The following is a 19,707-nucleotide window of genomic DNA, read 5'->3' as shown; positions in this document are numbered from 1 at the left end:
TATTTTACAGAAAACATAGGTCATTATTAGTAAAAGGTTATTCAAAAAAATTAAAAGGAAGACGCTTCATACATCTCGCTCATTATTAATCTTCCTATCGAAGTCTATAGTTGATACACTATTAATACTTCCTTTTAATTGAAGGATTCTTGATAGTATGACATCACTATTTTTTAAATGAACGTAAAGTAACAAATTATTATCCTTCTTTTCCATAGAAATGACTTCATGCCATTGCTTAACATGGGAATCATCTATTTGTTTTACCTCCAATAACTTAATCTTTTCTTGTTCTATTTTTACAGAATTCACCTTAGAAATAAGACCATTATTTAAATCATAAGTCTTTTCTACTAAGCTCTCAAAAATATTAGATTCATGGTATGTCAATAAAATGGTAGTACCCTGTTCTTTTAATTCCTTTAATACTGTCAATAACTCTTGCTGTGCATGTAAATCAAGGCCAGAAATAGGCTCGTCTAAAATTAATAGTTCAGGAATTTGCAAAATAGCCTGAATTATTCCCACCTTTTGGATGTTACCTTTTGACAAATTCATAATCCATTGATTATTTAATTCCTTAAGTTGAAAACGATTTAGTAAATAAGAAATTCTTTTTGTTAAATATTCTTTAGAGAGGCCATCAATTTTTCCTACATAATTTAAATATTCACTTGGTGTAAAACGAAGAAGTTTAGAGAATCTTTCTGGTACATATCCAACCCTAATACTTTTTTTAGGGTAAATAACTTTTCCTGAACTAGGTCGTTCTAGACCAGCTATAATCCGTAATATGGTGCTTTTACCAGTACCATTTCCTCCTAAAATTGCAATGATTTCCCCCTCATCGATTGTCAGCGAAATATCACGTAGTACGTTTTTATTTGTGTACACTTTACTAATATTCTTAAGTTCAACAAGTTTCCCCATAAAATACCCCTTTCTTAATAAATAACGATGATTTGTTAATATGTATTAGATTCTAACGATAAGTTCCTCGAAAGTAATGACGGTTACATTGTCCGGTAATATTGAATTTGCACAAGCAGCCAAACTATAACTGGAATCAAAATGATATAACTTAAATGATAAATTTGGACTTAAAATATTATCATTTTCCATACATAAGATAGAAGATCCATTTATCCTTATCGTAAAAGAATTTAATGGACAGTTTAATCCAGTACCAATACATTTAATATAACTTTCCTTTAAAGTCCATAAATTGAAAAAGTACTTTGTCCTCATGGGTTCAGGCAAAATGATAAGATCTTCATACTCAGTTTGGCTAAAATAACTTTTAACAAGATCCAGGTTTACCTTATCCATTTGTTCAATGTCCACTCCTACTTCTTGATTACCAAATATACAAACTACCCAGTCTTTAGAATGGGATATATTAAATGAGAACGGAAAACCCAAATCGATTTCTGGCTTTTCATATTTATTAAAGGAAATCGTAATTTGATCATTAGGAATAAGGAATTTATCCCATATAAATACACGAACTAATAAATCACCAAGTAGACTTCTATATGCATCTCTCTTATTAAAATATCTACTTAATTTTTCTTTTTTACTAGCTGAAACACAATTAACCAATTTTTCATAATCAGCATCTACTATTTCCTCTGGCACCTTTATTGCATGAATTTGCGACATTAAACCACTCCAATTCAATGAAAACTAACAGTTTCCATAAAATGAAACATTCATCAGTAGGCTTTACCTCCTACTGATGTTATTCACTCCTCTAATGATATAGTCCTGCAGAAGCTATCATCATTAGAGCATTGTCATAAGACTTTACATAAAAGATTTCGAAATTAAGCTAAGAACGAACCCTTTCCTGTTAGTCAGCTAATTTCTTTGTATCTTCCACGTTTGTTACTGATTTCTTACGTAAGAAGAAAAATAATTAACAAACGATTGACTTAACTATAATGTTGTAAAAGTAGAAAATAAGAATGCCAAATAATTACGGTTGCCAATGGTATTTAATAATCACTGAACATTCTAGATTCTAAGGCTAAAGATCCTATTCCTACTACTATTATAATAGTTATCATAAAAATTGGTCTCATTCTATTTTTTCTTGCTTTCACTAATGCACCTTGAATAGAATAACCTTCTTTTATAAGTTAATTCGATCAATCAATAATATTGAGTTTTTTAATACAATTACAATTAGTGTGACAATACCAACTACACACAAGATGCTAAGCTCTATTTGCATGATAAATCATTCTATTAATATTTATCTCCTCAGGATGAACTTCAGTAAATTCATATGCATTCGCCTTTTATATTCGTATATATTTCTGAAATTGTCCCTAATCTATTAATTTCTTTTACTACTTCTCTTTCGTTATCGTGTATAAAAAAATGCCCACCTTCAAAAGCGATAATATTACATGCTCTTGTTGTATAATTTTTCCACTCTTGTAGGTTGGTAAAACTAGTAGAATCATCTTGCCTTCCGTAAAATATTACAACATCTATATCTAGTGGGTTATAATCTCCTGGAATAGAGGACTCAATTAATTGAAAATCATATCTTAATATAGAAATAAAAATTTCAGCTAACTCTTTATTAGAAAAAATGTTTTTTGGTGTACCACCTATCGCAAGAATTTCTTCTATGAATTCCTCATCGGGCAACGTAGAAATTACTTTCTGCTTTCGTAACTTTGGCGGTTCTGCCCCAGAGAAAATAATTGAAATTGGCATTTTCTTATTCGATTCTAATATCTTATATACTAATTCATAAACTAATAGACTACCCATACTATGACCAAATAATATGTACGGCAAATCATCTAGTTCATTTTTGATTGCCTCAAATATGTCATTCACCATTTCTTTATAATTAGAAATTAGAGGTTCATTTATCCTTCTCCCCCTACCTGGTAATTCTATTGGTACTAAATCAATCGATGGATGTAAATGGGTATTCCATTTACCAAATGCATAAGATGATCCACCAGCGTATGGTAAACAAAAGAGTCTTATTTTCTGCATACATTCACCCCTTAATATTGTTTGTAGTACTAACAATTAAAAATAAACTATTCCACTAGTACCATCTACAGTTACTTCATCTCCATTTTTTAAAATAGAAGTAGCTACTTTTGTTCCCAACACAGCTGGAACACCATATTCTCTTGCAATAATTCCAGCATGAGAGAGAATTCCGCCACTATCCGTTATAATTGCACCGACTATTGGAAAGAGGACCGTCCAAGGTGGTGTCGTCGTTTTACTTACTAAGATATCTCCTTTATTAACCCTATGAAAATCCTCCTGTGAATGAATGATTTTAACCTTACCTTTGTATAATCCTTTAGATGCAGCGGCACCTTTAAAAGATTGTTGTTGTTTGTTTATAGGCTCTTGTGGGAAACCTACGATTTGCTCTAACTCATACGCATTACCCATATTTGCAGGGTCTCCTACAAAAGGAACTGGAATATTCTTCATGTTCTCTCGATGCTTTTTCTTTCGTGTCTCGATTAGATCTCTCACATTATTGGGTTGTTCTAACAATTCTTTGACTTCATTTATATATAGATAAAAAATATCATGCTTATCTAAAATCATCTGTTGTTCTACTAAATAGTTACCAACTTCAAGAAAGAAGAGTCTTGATCTAGCTGGAAGCATAGCATCAATATAGAAATGATGATCTTCTTCAATACGCCAAATATGTAAAGTTGTTTGAATCATGCTAATAAACCTTTGTTTTTCTTTACTATCAGGTATCTCAGATAATAATTGATTAAATAATTTATTTCTTTTTGTATTTAATTCGATAAACTTCTCATTAAAGTCATAATTTATATTTAAATATGTTTTTACAATCCCAAGGATATACTTAGGATTTTCAACCCAAGTTTCTTCATTAAAATCATGAAAATTAGCACTTCTATACCCATATTCATTCATGACACGTTGTAAATCTGAAATAAATTCCTGACCCTTTTCTATACTTGCTAATTGTTCAGCAAGACTTTCGATATCTGTCTTTTCAAATACATAATTTAATTTAGTTGAACTCTTTACTTTCCTTGATAATTCCCAAATAGCTTTATCGGTCTCTAATGATTTATTCATTGTTCCAATTAATAAATCATAAATAACCGACTTATCTTCAGAGCTGAACAATTGGCTATACATCTCTTCCAAAATCCAACCAGCTGCTTGTTTAGGAGTTAGTACCTCATAATGGATAACCCAAGCTTGCATAAAAAATTGTTCTAACTCTTTTACAGCCTGAAGAATTAATTGACTGGATTTATTTTTGGTTTGAAATGCTGATAAATTCTCATAAAAAGGATTAAATATATTATCAACATAATCATCTAATTTTTTTGTAATATTTGGAATTTCGTTCATCATAATTGATTTATGTTTTTCATGACTATAATCTTCTTTGCTTCTAGGAACAACCGACTGATAATAGTAGCCATTTAAGGATTTTACATCAACTTTTTTTATTTGCATCTTCATTTTTTCATAACATACCTCTGTACCATTACTCATTGCAGGCATAATAAGGGATGTAAAAAGTGGTGTTAATGGTCTGGGAAAATGGACATCATTTTGTACCCAGAATGCTCTGTCCATATCATCATTAGACAACAGAAAATCTTGTTCTATTAGTTTATTTTTCAAAGTTGACACGCTCCTTTACAGTAGTTATAGGCCTTACTTGTAATACATACATTTCATTTTCATTTATTGCAAATTCAACATCAACTGGATATTGATAATAATTTTCTATTTTCTTCGTTACCTCCGTAATCTGTTCTACTTGATTATCATGCAAACTAAATAGTGCTTTTTCTTGCTCAGTCGTTGGTATTTCCTTTGTACCATCCACTGTTCCCACAACCTTAAATTCTTTAAGTCCTAACTCCTTATACAAAATGGTATTATCTTGTTTTGAAACAATAAACATATCTGGGGTTATGAGACCTGATACAATTGCCTCACCTAGACCATAACTGGCATTAATAATGATTTCATCATATAACGAGGTTACTGGATTCACACTAAATACCACGCCAGATGTATCTGCCTGTACCATCGATTGTACCAAAACACCAATTTTAACCTGTTTTATGTCAATATTGACATTATGTAAATATTGAAGAGCTTGATTAGACCATACGGAGGCCCAGCATTCCTTTATACTCTTCACTAAACCTTCAAAACTTCCAACGTTTAGAAATGTTTCATATTGTCCGGCAAAAGATGAATCATGTAAATCTTCTGCAGCTGCAGAAGATCTTACCGAAACTTTTGCTACTTCTGTTGAAGAAAGCAAGTTATCGTATGCATTTTTTACCTGCATTTCTAAGTCACTTGGAATTTTGTTAACATGAAACAATTCTTTAATACTATGACTAGGATTTTCCATCGTTTTTAAATAGTGATTAATTTGATTAGCTAGATTATTGATTTCAATAAATTCCCAAAAGGATTTGGAGGATATAATAAAACCATTCGGTACTTTTATTCCAGCCTCCATTAATTTCGATAGATTTCTTGCCTTTCCACCTACTAGTGATCGATCTTTACTATATCCTTCTCTTAAAGGAATAATCATATAGAACTCTCCCTTCAAAGTTAGGATGGGAATTTCATGCTTATTTCCCATCCTTTCCATCTAATAAAATCTTTTATTTCCCCTTAAGATACCCAACTTCTTTCATATGTTTAAGCAATTTTCCAATATAAATTGATTCAATAATTGGATAGTTAAAATTATCCAACTGTTGTAAATACTTTCTAGTAAAAGATGAATCAACATGAACATCCCATTTATACTGATTAGATTCCACGTTTATTAATTCAGTAATAATTGTTGATAATTCATCCTTTAGTTCATTGTTTCGATATATTGTATCGATAAATGTATTAAATTTATCTTCTTGAAGCACGTTAATCCTAATTCCTAGTGAATCTAACATTGCTTTGATATCAACCATTTTTACTTGATTGTGATTAAACAGATGAAAAACATTACCACATGATTCCTCTGTTTTTAAAATTTTAACAATAGCTTTACTACATATATCTACAGGCGTAAATTCAATTAATTGGTTTAGAAGATAATCTGGTATCGCTTTAAAATCAACTAAAAATTTAAATTTACGATAAAACGCATTTTCTTCTATATTCTCTTGGAAAACCCCATCAGTAAATCTTCCAGTTAAATTACCAACCCGATAAATACTAGCTTGTAACCCATTTCTCTGCGCTTCAAATATTCGTGATTCAGCTTCAAATTTACTATTAAGATAAACATTGTCAAAAATATCTTGTTTAATATAGAGGTTATTTTCCGTGAAATGCCTTTGATATTGATCCATCGTTCGAGTGCCCGAAATACTAATTGTAGAAATATAGTGAAAATAAATATCATGATTAGAACAGAAATCTATCATTTTTTCCGTTCCCTCAATATTTATTTTGTTAAACTCATCTTTATCGCCATAGTGTTTAACAATAGCAGCAGCATGAATTACTGTATCTATTGTATTACCAAGTTTTATATAGTCATCTTTTACCATCCCTAAATTATCTTGCTTTATATCACCTGCGATAATTTTTATTCTATGTTTGATATCATTCCAGTTTTCCAATAATGTATCATTAAAATATAACCTTATCTTATTTAAAAAGCGTTCTTCTGCAACCGGTCCTCGTACCAAACAGTGGATTGTTGCATCCGTTTCCTCTAGTAACTCTCTAATGATATGAATCCCTAGAAATCCCGTAGCACCTGTTACCAAAATATTATCCATTGTTTTTATATTTCCGCTAGGCATAATTTTCCTATTATTAGGTGAATTTATATTCATTATTTCAGGATGATGTACTACCTCAGCAGAATCTTCTACTAACTTAATTTTTTCAACTAAACTTCGAATTGTCGGCGTTGTGTAAAAATCTTTAACACTAATATTCCAGCCATGAAAATACATTTTAGTTAAAGCTTTCAAAATTGATATGGAATGACCACCCAGCTCGAAAAAGTCATTGGTAACTCCAATACGATTATCTTCAATTCCCAATACTTCTGACCATATTTGCACCAATTTAGCTTCCATTTCATTTCGTGGTGCTATGTATTCCTCTTGATTTAAGATAACTTCTTCTTTAGGTAATGCCTTTCGGTCTAACTTACCATTTAATGATAATGGCATGTTTTCCAAATGCACAAAATTAGTTGGAATCATATATTCTGGAAGCTTCTCTCTCATGTAGTGATGCCATACTTTATTACTCCATTCAACATCCGACACAATATATGCACATAAATATTTTCTTCCATGAGGATCTTCCCTATCAATAACAACTACTTCACGAACACCTTCACGTCGCATGATGCAATACTCTATCTCCCCAATTTCAATACGATATCCTCGTACTTTAATTTGGAAATCTTTTCTACCTAAATACTCAATATTCCCATCTGGTAACCATCTGACCAAATCACCTGTTTTATATAAGACAGTATCTTTTTTGTAAGGATGGGAGATAAATTTCTCCTTCGTTCGTTTCTCATCATTGAGATATCCTCTTGCTACCCCTTCTCCAGCTATACACAATTCACCAGGAATGCCTATCGGTTGTAATTTCCCTTCATTACTTAATATATACACGCCTGTATTATCAAGTGGTTTTCCAATCGGTAAAATTGACATTTCAAGATTATTGTCTAGCGCATACCCTGTTGTATAAATACTCGCTTCCGTTGGGCCATAGAGATTATATAAATCAGTATGCGATAATAACATTCTTGCCGATTTAGCCAATTTGGGCGATAATGCCTCACCAGCAATAAACATATATTTTAAATCTGTTAATTCCTGTAGCTGTTTATCAGGGACCATGTCGACAAATGCTTGAATCATAGAAGGTACAAAATTGACATGTGTCACCCGTTCTTTTTGAATCACCTTATATAGTTCCACTGGATCCTTTTCCATTTCAGGCTCTAAAATAACCAGCCTTCCTCCTCCAAGCATCCAGCCAAATAATTCTGCTACCGAGACGTCAAATATAAAAGGTGTTTTTAATAAATATGCATCCTCTTCTGTAATAGGAAATTTTCTCTGTAATCCGAATAATGTATTTAAAACATTTCGATGTTCAATCATAACACCCTTCGGCTTACCTGTAGAACCTGATGTATAGATGACATATGCTAAATTTTCAAGATTACTAACTCGACTTAAATTAGATACTTCTTCTTTGTGATCTTTTTGGTCATCCACAACGATAACCTTTTCATGATAGAAACTTAGTTTTTCTTTAAACTTATCTTGTGTTAATAATACGCACGTTTGACTATCTTTGATAATTGTTTCTATTCGCTTACTAGGATGATGAGGATCAATTGGTACGTATGCACCTCCAGCTTTTAATATCGCTAGTATGGTCTTAACCATTTCAAACGAGCGTTCCATTGCGACACTAACAAGAAATTCTTCTTCACCTTGTCTCTTTAATTTTCTTATTTTCCTCGCAAGTTGATTCGCTTGTTCATTCAATTCTTTATAAGTCATCGTTCGTCCAGCAAACTGGAGTGCTACCTTGTCTGGTATTCGCTCTACTTGTTTCTCAAATAATTCATGTAATAATGTATTATTATGATTGTCATATTGAGTTTGATTGAAATCATGAAGGAGTAACTTCTCTTCTTCACGATTTATCATCTCTATTTCCGCTAACTTTATATTAGATGATTCGGTAATTTTTTCTAAAATGGCTAAAAAATGTTCACTCAATCTCTCAATACTATCTTTCTTAAAGAGCTCTGTACTATATTCGAATTGTGCATGTAAGCCCTCTTCCACTTCGGTTATATATAAGGAAAGATCGAATTTAGAAGAATTTAATTCGATATCCACCGTTGAGAATTGTAATCCATCTATACTAATTTTTGAGTAACTGGAATCTTGAAATGTAAACATCGTGTCAAAAATAGGATTTCGACTAGTATCACGCTGTACTTTTAATTTTTCCACCAACAATTCAAACGGATAGTCTTGGTTTTCAAATGCATTCAATGTAGATTTTTTTACTTCATCCAAAAATTCCAAGAATGTTTTATCCTTTTTAGGGCGATTTCGAAGCGCAAGAGTGTTTACAAACATTCCAATAACATTTTCAACATCTAGATGATTTCGCCCAGAAATTGGAGTACCTACGATGATATCTTCTTGGTCACCATACTTCGAAAGTAATACATTATATGCTGCTAACAATAACATGAAAAGGGTCGTATCCTTTCTAGCAGCTATTTGATGCATATGACGGGTTAATGTTTTTCCTATATAGACAGAAATACTATCCCCTTTCGATCCTTTTACCGATGGTCTAGGATAATCCGTTGGTAACTGAAGTACAGGATATTCCTCTGAAAATTGACTTAACCAATAATGCTCCTGACTTTGTAATTCTTCAGATTTCAAAAAGCTATTTTGCCACGCAGCGTAATCTTTATATTGAATATGAAGCTCTGGTAATTCTTTTCCTTCATATAATTGAACAAATTCATTTACCAATAACTGAATAGATTGCCCATCTGCAATAATGTGATGCATATCAATTAACAATAAGTGTTTGTTCTCTTTAAGCTCTACAAGTTTTAATCTTATTAACGAATTATTGTATAAATCAAATGGTTCAACAAAATTTGCTATTAATTCAGATATTTTTTTATCCCTTAGATGAAGCAACTCAATTTCAATAGGGTTATAATCATGAATTTGTTGAACAGGATTACCATCCTTAACTTTAAAGGATGTTCTTAATGATTCATGCCTTTTCAATAACATTTGGAAAGTAGATTCAACCCGTTTTATATCAAGCGTCCCTTCAATAATCATTGCTTTTGGCATATTATAACTCGTTTGAAATTTATTTAATGCCTGTAACATATAAATTCTTTTTTGCGCAGAAGAAAGCAAATAATCTTCCCTTTCCTCTACTTTTTCAATTGCATATATCTTTTCACTTTTAATTTGAGAAATGTATGCAGATTGTTCCTTGACAGTTGATAGTTGAAAAATGATATGTATAGGAATAGAGATTTCAAATTCTCGATAAATTCTCGATACGAATGAGGCAATCTTTAATGAATGCATTCCTAAATTAAAAAGATTATCGGACATACCTATTTTTTCTTTTTCAATACCAAGGATTTGACTCCATATGGTAATCAATTTTTCTTCCAACTCATTCCAAGGTGCATGATAGGTTGATTCTCCACTTATTGCTTGTTTTGGTTCTGGGAGAGATTTTTTGTCTATCTTTCCATTTATCGTTAGAGGAAATTGATCAATCTTAACAAAGTAATCGGGAATCATAAAACCTGGGAGTCTTTTTTCAAGGAAATTTCTAAATGTTGACACGGGTATTTCTTCCGATGACATGTAATAAGCACATAAAAAATTCGATTCTTCTGAATCCTTAAGTGCTATAACAAGAACATCATCAATAGATTGATATTCTTTTAATTGATACTCAATATCTTTAAGTTCAATCCGAAAACCTCTAATTTTCACCTGTTCGTCTAATCTTCCTAGATATTCTAGATTCCCATCAGGCAACCAACGCGCAAGATCTCCCGTTCTGTACATTAAACTACCTGAAAAAAAAGGGTTAGGTACAATTTTTTCATTTGTTAAGGATTGATTATTAACATATCCTTTTGCAAGAGATTCACCGGAAATACATAGTTCACCAGGCATACCAATAGGTTGTAATTTCTGTTCATTGTCTAATATATAAACATAGTTGTTTGCGATTGGCTTGCCTATGGAAATCTTAGAATCGACCTTTAAATTTCGATAAACAGTAGTAACAACACTATTCTCTGTAGGCCCATATTCATTCGCAATTTCAACATCTTTCAATTTTTCTGAACTTTCCCTCAAAAGATTTGCTGTAACTTCCTCACCAGCTAACGTAATAATCCTTAAACATAACTGATCTTCATATTGTATCTCAGCCAACAGACTGCTATAAAGCGATGGTGTACTAATAAAATGTGTTATATTATGACGTTGAACAATATTATACAAATAGGGTGGGTTCTTTACATCATCATTTCCTACTAATATTATTTGTGCACCTGAAACAAGCGGTGTAAAGAAACTCGTTACAAATCCATCAAACGAAAAAGAGAAAAGCTGAAGTACACGATCCTTCTCTGTCAGCTTGTATTCATTTTTTCTCCAAAGAATGTTATTTGTAATACTTTTATGCTGAATCATGACACCTTTTGGCTTACCAGTAGTTCCAGACGTGTAAATACTATAGGCTAAATCTTCTCCTTTATTGATTGAAGGTAAATTCCCTTGATTTTTTGTATTCTTTTGTAACACTTCTAAATCAATTATCTCTCCATTGAAGTCTAATTTAGTTCTATCTTCCGTTTCTTTTAATAATAGACCTAAACCGCTGTCTTGGATAATTGCATTTTGACGTTCTAATGGATACTTTGGATCTATTGGTACATAAGCACCACCAGCTTTTAATATACTTAAAAGCCCAATAGCCATCTCTATACCCGGACTAATCATTAATCCAACGAACGTATTTGAAGATACCCCTTTTTGACGTAAAAGCGCAGCCAATTGATTGGCTCTTTTATTAAGTTCAGAATAAGTAATTTCACTTTCCTCAAATCTGATTGCAACTCTATCAGCACTTTTTTTGACTTGTTCCTCTACCAATTCATGTAGCAGTTTTTTATTACCAAAATTCACAGTTGTTTGGTTAAATTCCTCAAGTAATTTTTCCTTTTCTCTCTCTGTAACTAAATCTAAATCGCCGACTTTATATTCTGGGTTATCTATGAATTGTTCGATGGTCATGACAAACTGCGTAGCCAGATTACGTATAAAATCACTACTATATACTTTCTGATAAATAATTTCTCCTGTAATCTGATTATCATCATTTTGAGAAAAATGAAACGCTATTTTAGCTCGTGTATCACTTGTATAATTTTTTTCTCGAAGATTTTCAAAATTAATAAGTACAGGGAAGTAAATGTCCTCTGTCTCTGAATGAAGTAATCCCATGGATGATAATAGAGAACTAATATTTAATTTCTGATGATCAACAGCATCATTAACCGTGTTTTTTACGTTTAATAGAAGTTCTTTCCATGTCATATCAGGCGATACCGTATTTCTGAATAAAGTAAGATCATCCATACCGTTTTTTAATCCGGTTGTACCTATTAATATATCGTTATTCCTTGTATATTTTTGCAGAATAACATTTATAGACGTAATTAAAATTAAGAATGCTCCCCATTTCGAATAATTACTAATCTTATTAATTTTTTTGCTTACCTCTATTGGAATTGGGATGGAAAACTTCACTGTTCCCTCACTTTTAACTGTTTCTAGATCTGGCAGAAAACTACTAAACTCAATATCCCCTGATAATTTTTCTACCCAGTATTGTTTCTCTTTTTCAAGATCTTCATTTATGTATAATTCTGGCGTTAACGTGTTCGGTTTCATAACATTTTCCTTTCTTTTGCTTCTTAGTATGGCCTGTAAAAGGTCATACTAAGAAGTAGTTAATATTAAAATGAGAATGTTAAATCCTCTGGAAACGAAATCTCCTCAGATGCTTGGCTACCTTCTACTTTTATATCAGCGATCTTTATCATTGTGTCTACGGTAACTTGTTTTGCAATCAAATCTATATCTTCTGCAATTTTCTTTATCGTTTCTTGTTTATAGATATTGTCTTTGTATACGATATTTAGATTAAAATAATCTCCACTTTCGACTACATTAACAGTTAGATCAAATTTAGCCTTACCACTCTCATAAGGATATTCTTTTAACTTCAGACCTGCTACATTATAAAAATGATTATTGATTTTATCCTTTTTATAAATAAACATAGTGTTAATAATCCCTTGAGAACTATTCATATTACTAAATTGAAGGTAGTCCAACAGCATTTCATAAGGATAGTCTTGGTTTTCAAAAGCCAACATCGTATTATTCTTAACTTGTTGCAAGAAGTTGATAAATGTTAAATCTGCCTTTGGATTATTACGAATTGCTAACGTATTTACAAACATACCAACTATATTTTCTACATCTGTATGTGTTCTACCAGCAGTTGGAGTTCCAACAATAACATCATCAGAATTGGTATATTTAGAGACCAAAATTGTATACAGGGCAAAAAACATTTGAAACAACGTTATTTTATTTGCTTTTGATAGGTTAACTAAATTCTGACAAACTTCTTGATTTAATTTATAATTAAGAACTCTTCTTTGATTTGAATGAGGATTATTACTAGGATAATCAACCGGAAGCTTCTTTAGCAGAACATCCCCTTTATACAAATTGTGCCAATATGTTTCTTGCTTTCTTAATTGCTCCTGAAACTCGCTACTTTGCTGCCAAACAGCATAATCTTTGTATTGTAGTGAAGGTTCTGAAAGAATATCCCCTTTATAAAGTCGAATAATTTCATTCAATAATAATTGAAGAGAAAATCCGTCAGCAATAATATGATGCACATCAATACAAAGAACAAATTTTGATTTATCCACTTCAAAAAGTTTCGCTCGTATTAATGGTGCTTTCGTTAAGTCAAAAGGTGTTATAAACTTTTCAACATTTAGACGAATATCTGCTTCATTAATCACTTTGTATTCCAGTAAAAAAGGAATATTTGGATGTATCTTTTGTACAAATTCTCCATCTACAAACCCAAACGAAGTACGAAATGCCTCGTGTCGCTTTATAAGTTCATTCAATGTACCTTCTAAGCGATGTCTATCCAATTCACCTTCAATTTCCAATAATACTGGCGTATTATAGCTTGTCCCCATTTGTTTCGTTTGTTCTAAGATAAAGAGTCTTTGTTGAACATATGATAGCGAATAATACTCTTTCTTTTGAGCTTTTGGTATCGGCTTATGCATAAATTCTTTACTATTTATAAGGTGAACTGCTAAGGACTTGATTGTTGACATTTTAAATATATCTCTTAAACCAATTTCTTTATTAAACTGCTTATTTATTTTTGTTAATAATGTTACAGCATTTAAAGAATGACCACCCAACTCGAAAAAGTCATTGGTAACTCCAATACGATTATCTTCAATTCCCAATACTTCTGACCATATTTGCACCAATTTAGCTTCCATTTCATTTCGTGGTGCTATATATTCCTCTTGATTTAAGATAACTTCTTCTTTAGGTAATGCCTTTCGGTCTAACTTACCATTTAATGATAATGGCATGTTTTCCAAATGCACAAAATTAGTTGGAATCATATATTCTGGAAGCTTCTCTCTCATGTAGTGATGCCATACTTTATTACTCCATTCAACATCCGACACGATATATGCACATAAATATTTTCTTCCATGAGGATCTTCCCTATCAATAACAACTACTTCACGAACACCTTCACGTCGCATGATGCAATACTCTATCTCCCCAATTTCAATACGATATCCTCGTACTTTAATTTGGAAATCTTTTCTACCTAAATACTCAATATTCCCATCTGGTAACCATCTGACCAAATCACCTGTTTTATATAAGACAGTATCTTTTTTGTAAGGATGGGAGATAAATTTCTCCTTCGTTCGTTTCTCATCATTGAGATATCCTCTTGCTACCCCTTCTCCAGCTATACACAATTCACCAGGAATGCCTATCGGTTGTAATTTCCCTTCATTACTTAATATATACACGCCTGTATTATCAAGTGGTTTTCCAATCGGTAAAATTGACATTTCAAGATTATTGTCTAGCGCATACCCTGTTGTATAAATACTCGCTTCCGTTGGGCCATAGAGATTATATAAATCAGTATGCGATAATAACATTCTTGCCGATTTAGCCAATTTGGGCGATAATGCCTCACCAGCAATAAACATATATTTTAAATCTGTTAATTCCTGTAGCTGTTTATCAGGGACCATGTCGACAAATGCTTGAATCATAGAAGGTACAAAATTGACATGTGTCACCCGTTCTTTTTGAATCACCTTATATAGTTCCACTGGATCCTTTTCCATTTCAGGCTCTAAAATAACCAGCCTTCCTCCTCCAAGCATCCAGCCAAATAATTCTGCTACCGAGACGTCAAATATAAAAGGTGTTTTTAATAAATATGCATCCTCTTCTGTAATAGGAAATTTTCTCTGTAATCCGAATAATGTATTTAAAACATTTCGATGTTCAATCATAACACCCTTCGGCTTACCTGTAGAACCTGATGTATAGATGACATATGCTAAATTTTCAAGATTACTAACTCGACTTAAATTAGATACTTCTTCTTTGTGATCTTTTTGGTCATCCACAACGATAACCTTTTCATGATAGAAACTTAGTTTTTCTTTAAACTTATCTTGTGTTAATAATACGCACGTTTGACTATCTTTGATAATTGTTTCTATTCGCTTACTAGGATGATGAGGATCAATTGGTACGTATGCACCTCCAGCTTTTAATATCGCTAGTATGGTCTTAACCATTTCAAACGAGCGTTCCATTGCGACACTAACAAGAAATTCTTCTTCACCTTGTCTCTTTAATTTTCTTATTTTCCTCGCAAGTTGATTCGCTTGTTCATTCAATTCTTTATAAGTCATCGTTCGTCCAGCAAACTGGAGTGCTACCTTGTCTGGTATTCGCTCTACTTGTTTCTCAAATAATTCATGTAATAATGTATTATTATGATTGTCATATTGAGTTTGATTGAAATCATGAAGGAGTAACTTCTCTTCTTCACGATTTATCATCTCTATTTCCGCTAACTTTATATTAGATGATTCAGAAATTTTTTCTAAAATGGCTAAAAAATGTTCACTCAATCTCTCAATACTATCTTTCTTAAAGAGCTCTGTACTATATTCGAATTGTGCATGTAAGCCCTCTTCGAATTCGGTTATATATAAGGAAAGATCAAATTTAGAAGAATTCGTCTTTATTTCCCATGGCGAAAATTGTAATCCATCTATATTAAATTTGGAGTAACTGGAATCTTGAAATGTAAACATCGTGTCAAAAATAGGATTTCGACTAGTATCACGCTGTACTTTTAATTTTTCCACCAACAATTCAAACGGATAGTCTTGGTTTTCAAATGCATTCAATGTAGATTTTTTTACTTCATCCAAAAATTCCAAGAATGTTTTATCCTTTTTAGGGCGATTTCGAAGCGCAAGAGTGTTTACAAACATTCCAATTATATTTCCCACATCGGGGTGACATCTACCAGAAATCGGAACACCGACAATGATGTCCTCCTGATCACTATATTTTGAAAGGAGAATATTGTACGCAGCTAACAATAACATGAATAAAGTCATGCCTTTTTCCGCGGCTATTTGATGCATGTTATATGTTAATTCTTTTCCGATATGGACTGATATAGTGTCCCCTTCATAAACCTTTACAGAAGGTCTTGTATAATCCGTCGGTAACTGCAGCACAGGATATTCCTCTGAAAATTGGTTTAACCAATATTGTTCTTGTTTTTTTATTATTTCAGATTTCAGAAAGTTATTTTGCCACGCAGCGTAATCTTTATATTGAATATGAAGCTCCGGTAATTCTTTTCCTTTATATAATTGAACAAATTCATTTACCATTAAATCAACTGAATAACCATCTGAAATAATATGGTGAATATCAATTAAAAATAAATGTTTATTCTCATTAATTTCAATTAACATGACTTTAAAAAGTGGTGCACTTTCTAAATCAAATGCTCGGACAAATCTTGAAATAATAGTTGATAACTCATTTTCTGAAGCATAGATAAAATCAATTTGATAATCTACATTCTCATGTATTACCTGTTTTGCCTCAAATTCTACATATCGGAAGGATGTTCTAAGTGATTCATGCCTTTGAACAAGTGAATAAAAAGCCTTCTCAAATCGTGCTTTATTTAATAAACCTTCTATTAAAAATGCGCCCGGGATATTATAATTCACACTACTTTCATCCAATTTTGCTATAGATAACAATCTGTTTTGTGAAGCTGAAACAGGGTAATATAACTGCTTATTCAAAGGCTTTATTGACTCATATTCTTTTTTTCGAACAGTCTGTATATAAAACGCTAGATTTTTAATAGTAGGCTCCTGGAAAAATTCCCTTATCGGAATCTCCACTTGCAACTCCCTAAATATATTAGCAATTAATACTGTAGCTTTTAAAGAGTGGCCTCCTAACTTAAAGAAATCATCCTCTATCCCAATCACTTCTTCTTTTATTCCTAATACCTCGGACCATATTTTCACAAGCAATTTTTCTGTTGCATTTTTTGGTTTCACTTGGTGTTCTTGGTTACTTCTAACTAAGGTTGGCTTTGGCAACATATTATAATCTAGCTTCCCATTAACTGTACTTGGAAACTTATCCATAGCAATAAATTCTGTTGGTATCATAAACTCTGGTAAATACTCTCTCAAATAATTCTTTAGCTCTACAGTTGATAAATCATTGTTCAAAATATAATAAGCACACAATACCTCATTGCCTATGGTATTTGTCTGAATCATAACGATAGCTTCTTGTATGGCTGGATGATTTAGTAAGTTTTTTTCTATTTCTTCTAGCTCTACTCGATACCCTCTTATATTTACTTGATTTCCAATTCTTCCGATATATTCTATTGTCCCATCATGCATCCACTTTCCAATATCACCAGTTTTATACATTTTTTCACCAGGTATAAATGGATTATCAACAAAATTTTCATTTGTAAGATGCGGCTGATTTAAATATCCCTTTGATAAACCTCTTCCAGATATATAGATTTCACCTGGAATTCCAATTGGTACTAGCTTTTCTTTCCTGTCAAAAATGTATATATGTTTATCAGGAATAGGCCTTCCTATCAGGATTTTCCCACTATCTTCCTTTTTAACTTTATAAAAGGTTGCACACACCGTTGCTTCAGTTGGCCCATAGGTATTATAAACAGTAGAATATGTTAAAAGATTTGAAATATGTTCTTTTCTTAATACATCCCCTCCGCTTATAAACGTTCTTACCTGCTTTAACTCTTCTTGTTTATTAAATTCATTTAGAATTAATGGAGTACAACTTATAATTGAAACGCCTTGTGCTACAATTAATTTTTTTAAGCCTGCTATATCCATTAATTCTTCTTTGCGTGGAACAACCAATCTTCCACCGACCAATAATATTGGAAATAGTTGTTCAACAGATGCATCGAATGCAAAGGATGAATGCAATAGAACATTGTCGTCTTTATTCAACTGAAATTCATGTATAAAATGATTCACATATTGAACGACACTTTTATGATCAATGCATACTCCCTTCGGTGTTCCTGTTGAACCCGATGTATAGATAACATATGCAGGAGCATCTGGATTTGCTAGATTTAAGTCAGTTGATTCTCCCACATAAATATTTTGACTATCTAACAATACAACTTTATTGCTATAATCTAACTTATTCAATTGTTGTTTTAATAGTGATGAAGATAGTAATACACCTATATCACTATCATTCAGCATAAAATTGATTCTTCCGATTGGATATGAAGGGTCTATTGGCACATATGCAGCACCCGCCTTTAATATGGAAAGAATTCCAATGATCATTTCTATTGAATTGTCAATCATAATTCCTACGTAATCACGTTGCTTTACGCCTAAATCTTGTAATTTTCGAGCAAGTTGATTAGCTTTTTTATTTATTTCTTGAAAACTTATTTTTTCATTATTAAAAACTATTGCTATCTGTTCAGAATGATTTGCTACAGATTTTTGAAAGAGTTGATGTAGTGTCTGAGCATAATCAGTGATCTCTGATTTTTTATTAAATTCGTATAATAATTGATTTTTTTCCTCTTCTGTAATTAAATCCAGATTAGATATTTTATCATTTGTGTTTTCACAAAAAGCCTCTAAAGCAATAATAAATTGCTGAAAAAATCTCTTGATAGTTTCGGTACTATACAAGTCCGAACGGTATTGAATAGTCGATAATAATTGAATATCAGTAAGCTGGAAAGAAAAAATCAAATCCTGTTCCATCATATTGTGAATAACATTATGATGTAAATTTTCAAACCTCAAAAGTAATTTATATAGGGAATTATCTATGAAGTTTGTATCAGTGATTACTTTAACTACTTCTTCATAAGGAAAATTTTGATGCTCATTTGCTTCTTTAACGGATTGTTGAATCTGTGTAAGGAGCTCCTTCCAAGTTATATCTTCATTCAGTTTACTTCGAATGACTAGTCTATCATTTATATAATTGCCCACATCTTTTTGTTTAAAAACAGGAATGCCAATTACAATATCTTCGTCATTTGAGTATCGATATAAAATTGCATTCACTAATGTAGCTACAATTAAGAATACCCCAACCTCTGAACCGTTTGTTATTTGATAAATCTTTTTAAACATATGGTCCGGAATTTTAAATTGAATTTCTTCCGTTGTTGGTTTAACCTGTTTTGTATTCTTAAAATCTCTTGGCAACCTACTTGGATGAAAGCTCCCTGATAATTTTTTCTGCCAGTATGCCTTTTCTTTTTGGTATTTTCCGCTATTTAGTAACACTTGCTTAGAAAAACCCATTACCTTCCCTCCCTTATAAGGATGAAATAGAGAGAGGGAGAAAAACCTCT

Annotated in this window: 7 protein-coding genes; all 7 read right to left on the bottom strand. The window is 31.9% G+C overall.

Annotation, left to right across the window (positions count from 1 at the left end):
• Positions 1 to 66 precede the first annotated feature (66 nt).
• Positions 67 to 930: an ABC transporter ATP-binding protein gene (locus NST86_RS29180; RefSeq protein WP_061663202.1), complete on the bottom strand. Its 864-nt coding sequence runs from the start codon at positions 928 to 930 to the stop codon at positions 67 to 69.
• Between the two features lie 45 nt (positions 931 to 975).
• Positions 976 to 1,662: a 4'-phosphopantetheinyl transferase family protein gene (locus tag NST86_RS29175; protein ID WP_061663201.1), complete on the bottom strand. Its 687-nt coding sequence runs from the start codon at positions 1,660 to 1,662 to the stop codon at positions 976 to 978.
• 624 nt (positions 1,663 to 2,286) lie between these two features.
• Positions 2,287 to 3,021 (bottom strand): thioesterase II family protein, encoded by a 735-nt coding sequence (locus NST86_RS29170; protein WP_061663200.1) that lies wholly within the window; start codon positions 3,019 to 3,021, stop codon positions 2,287 to 2,289.
• Between the two features lie 36 nt (positions 3,022 to 3,057).
• The gene (locus NST86_RS29165) at positions 3,058 to 4,674 is read right to left on the bottom strand and encodes a PEP-utilizing enzyme (RefSeq protein WP_061663199.1); all 1,617 of its coding nucleotides are present in this window, start codon (positions 4,672 to 4,674) and stop codon (positions 3,058 to 3,060) included.
• Positions 4,664 to 5,611: a PEP/pyruvate-binding domain-containing protein gene (locus tag NST86_RS29160; protein ID WP_176543210.1), complete on the bottom strand. Its 948-nt coding sequence runs from the start codon at positions 5,609 to 5,611 to the stop codon at positions 4,664 to 4,666. The genes NST86_RS29165 and NST86_RS29160 overlap by 11 nt, the downstream gene beginning before the upstream one ends.
• Positions 5,612 to 5,684: 73 nt before the next feature.
• Entirely contained in the window at positions 5,685 to 12,557 is a 6,873-nt protein-coding gene (locus NST86_RS29155; RefSeq protein ID WP_340768450.1) for a non-ribosomal peptide synthetase, read from the bottom strand.
• A 65-nt stretch (positions 12,558 to 12,622) separates the two neighbouring features.
• Positions 12,623 to 19,657, bottom strand: coding sequence for an amino acid adenylation domain-containing protein (locus NST86_RS29150; protein WP_340768448.1), 7,035 nt, complete (start codon positions 19,655 to 19,657; stop codon positions 12,623 to 12,625).
• Positions 19,658 to 19,707: the final 50 nt, after the last annotated feature.

This window comes from Bacillus sp. FSL L8-0199 (genome assembly GCF_038005705.1).
Taxonomy (GTDB): Bacteria; Bacillota; Bacilli; order Bacillales; family Bacillaceae_G; genus Bacillus_A; species Bacillus_A cereus.
This window is presented reverse-complemented; position numbering and strand designations above follow the sequence as displayed.

Bases quoted from the DNA above. Each gene is read 5' to 3' on its own strand.
- NST86_RS29180 (WP_061663202.1), bottom strand. From the start codon at position 930: ATGGGGAAACTTGTTGAACTTAAGAATATTAGTAAAGTGTACACAAAT.
- NST86_RS29175 (WP_061663201.1), bottom strand. From the start codon at position 1,662: ATGTCGCAAATTCATGCAATAAAGGTGCCAGAGGAAATAGTAGATGCT.
- NST86_RS29170 (WP_061663200.1), bottom strand. From the start codon at position 3,021: ATGCAGAAAATAAGACTCTTTTGTTTACCATACGCTGGTGGATCATCT.
- NST86_RS29160 (WP_176543210.1), bottom strand. From the start codon at position 5,611: ATGATTATTCCTTTAAGAGAAGGATATAGTAAAGATCGATCACTAGTA.
- NST86_RS29155 (WP_340768450.1), bottom strand. From the start codon at position 12,557: ATGAAACCGAACACGTTAACGCCAGAATTATACATAAATGAAGATCTT.
- NST86_RS29150 (WP_340768448.1), bottom strand. From the start codon at position 19,657: ATGGGTTTTTCTAAGCAAGTGTTACTAAATAGCGGAAAATACCAAAAA.